At 51.2% G+C, this 2,461-nt stretch carries 3 protein-coding genes; all 3 read left to right on the forward strand.

Annotated elements, in window-relative coordinates; translation table 11 throughout:
- A partial coding sequence (locus IV112_RS05650; protein ID WP_304001686.1) for an RHS repeat-associated core domain-containing protein occupies window positions 1-554 on the forward strand: 554 nt, incomplete at its 5' end.
- A complete protein-coding gene (locus IV112_RS05655; RefSeq protein ID WP_304001689.1) occupies window positions 554-1,036 on the forward strand; it encodes a hypothetical protein in 483 nt (160 codons plus the stop codon). The genes IV112_RS05650 and IV112_RS05655, both read left to right, overlap by 1 nt.
- 351 nt (window positions 1,037-1,387) lie before the next feature.
- On the forward strand, window positions 1,388-2,461 hold a 1,074-nt coding region (locus tag IV112_RS05660), incomplete at its 3' end, for a DUF6531 domain-containing protein (RefSeq protein ID WP_304001691.1).

Genomic DNA, 2,461 nt, shown 5'->3' on the forward strand with positions numbered 1-2,461 from the left:
ACGGCAACGGACAGAAGACCTACGTGTATCTGCGCTTCCCGGGGCAGTACTTCGACGAAGAGTCGGGGCTGCACTACAACTGGCATCGGTACTACGTGCCGAGGTTGGGGAGGTATCTGTCCAGTGATCCGATTGGGATTGAGGGCGGGGGGAATAGCTACGGCTACGTCGAGGGTAATCCACTTGGCGGCACGGACCCCGAGGGATTGCAATCGATCGCAGTTCCTGTGCCATTGTTATCCTCGATTGCGCGCCCAAATGCAGGAACCCTCGTTAATCCGTTAGTCAGTCCGGACGTCAATCCGAACGACCCAAACGATGGGGGCGAAAGTCACAAGTGCCAAGCGCTGAGAAAGAAAATCGAGAACCTACGAAAGGAGGTTTTCGATAAACGAATTCCGGACCTAGAGGCGAATAGTGGCAATCTTCCAAGACGAATTGGCCCCGGGGAAGGGCTTAGGGACACAATTCGCGGGCACGAGAAGCTATTGAATCGTCAATGGCGTCGGCTCAATGAGCTCGAAGAAAAGTACATAAAGGAGTGTGGGTGTTGATGATGATTCAAGATCCCATGACAAAAATTGCCGACTACGCTGCATCGATTCTAAATGCAGAGCCCGAGAAGTGCGAGAGCGTGTTCAGTCGGGTGGCGGATTGTTTTGAGGACGATTTACTTGAGTTCGATGAGTTCTCGCCTGAGTACTTCTCCTTCGTTATTGCCATTCTCTCCGAAGAACGATTCTTTTCACGCGCGGGAGCGTGGAACTTTCTTTTGGTCTTGAGTACCGAGCGAGAAAAACTGTTGGAATCGCACTATAGCGCCTTGGTGCAAGCAATCTATGAGGGCTACCCGAAATATAAGAATGGAGATTTGTGCTTTTCTGTATGCGATTTTATTGCGCGAAACTATAAGGCTACAGAAGCCCGTGGCATATTAAATAGATTGAAGCAATTAGAGGTTGATAAAGGTTCGGAGCTCCGTGGCTTCGCCGACGATGGACTTGACATCCTAGAGAATGAGATTAAACGTAAATAATAGGGGTCCGGCCCTGAGGTTTGAGGTTTCCCAAAAACCATGAGAGCTCGCACTAAATTCAGCACTAGCAACGTTGCTCGGTGCTTGATGATGACTATGTTCGCGGTGCCCATGGCTTACGCGGATGAATATATAGCAGCTCCCATGACCTACTCCTGCTTCAGAGCGGATGGGCAGATAGGTGTTGTAGGACCCTACTTGAGCATGCACGAAGCGGTTCAGGCTTGGGGGCGCGCAGTGGTAACTCGTTATCCGACTTTTACAGATTGGTACTCTCACTACGCTGGAAATCGTTGGTACTGTGAAGCTGGAAATGGTTATCGAAACCAACCATCCCCTCCCAGAGATGGAATGACTGGAACACTAGATGCCATGCCTCGTTGTGAGTATCTGGATGGGTCGGACCAGCGAATCGTAATTGGTCAGCCATATGCCGCGCCGGACGGAAATGGTGCGCTAATATATACATGTTTGGTGGCAGGTGACTCAAGGAAGAATCTAGGCGGATGCCCCAATGCTAATATAGGCAACCCGGCCTCCTCGTTTAGCGGCAATAAATACCAACTCGAGGAAGATCTACCCGCCAGTACTTTCCCCATCCGCAGAGTCTACAACAGCAAGCAATTTCCGACCGAAAACTCAGGTTTTGGACGCGGCTGGACTGCCAGTTTTGAACAGAAGATAAAGCGTCTATCGGCCACGGAGGTTGAAATCTCCAGAGCGGACGGAAGAGCATTCAAGTTCTTCGAGGTGTCGGGCGTCTTCACACCGGAAGCAGATGGCAAAGGCCGACTGATTAAGCAGGTTGGTATCGGTTGGATGTACTTTGACGACGGTCATGTCGACTTCTTTGATGCCGGTGGAGAGTTTGTTCAAAGACGTCTTTCGAATGGCGCTTCCGTGACATTGACGTTTTCGAACGTAGATTTCTACGGTCCTGGCTCCACCCCCTCCAGAAAACTAACAAAAGTCTCAGATCACCTTGGACGAGAATTCAACCTGATTTACGGGGCGACAGGCTTCATCACTCGTATTTCAGGTGGTGGGTCATTCGTTGATTACTCCTACGATTCGGCGAGAAATTTGTCTGCGAGGACTATTTCTGGCGTGGCCCGAACTTATATTTATGACGAGCCAGCTTACAGCTCGGCTCCATTTGCACATGCCTTGACGGGCGTAGTTGATGAAAGCGGCAACAGGTTTGCGACGTACCGTTACTCTGCAGATGGCAAGGCGACGAGTACGGAGCACAGTGGCGGTGCCAATGCATATTCCTTGTCGTTCGGTTCAAGCACATCGACAACGGTGACAGATCCGTTAGGTGTGTCGCGTGCTTATTCTTTTGAAGTCAGTCACGGAGTCAAGCGACTGACCGGCGTGAGCCAGCCGGGCGGTCCGGGTTGCGGAGCGAGTTCGTCGGCGATC

Origin of the sequence: Methyloversatilis discipulorum (assembly GCF_018780585.1) — a bacterium.
GTDB classification, from domain to species: Bacteria; Pseudomonadota; Gammaproteobacteria; order Burkholderiales; family Rhodocyclaceae; genus Methyloversatilis; species Methyloversatilis discipulorum_B.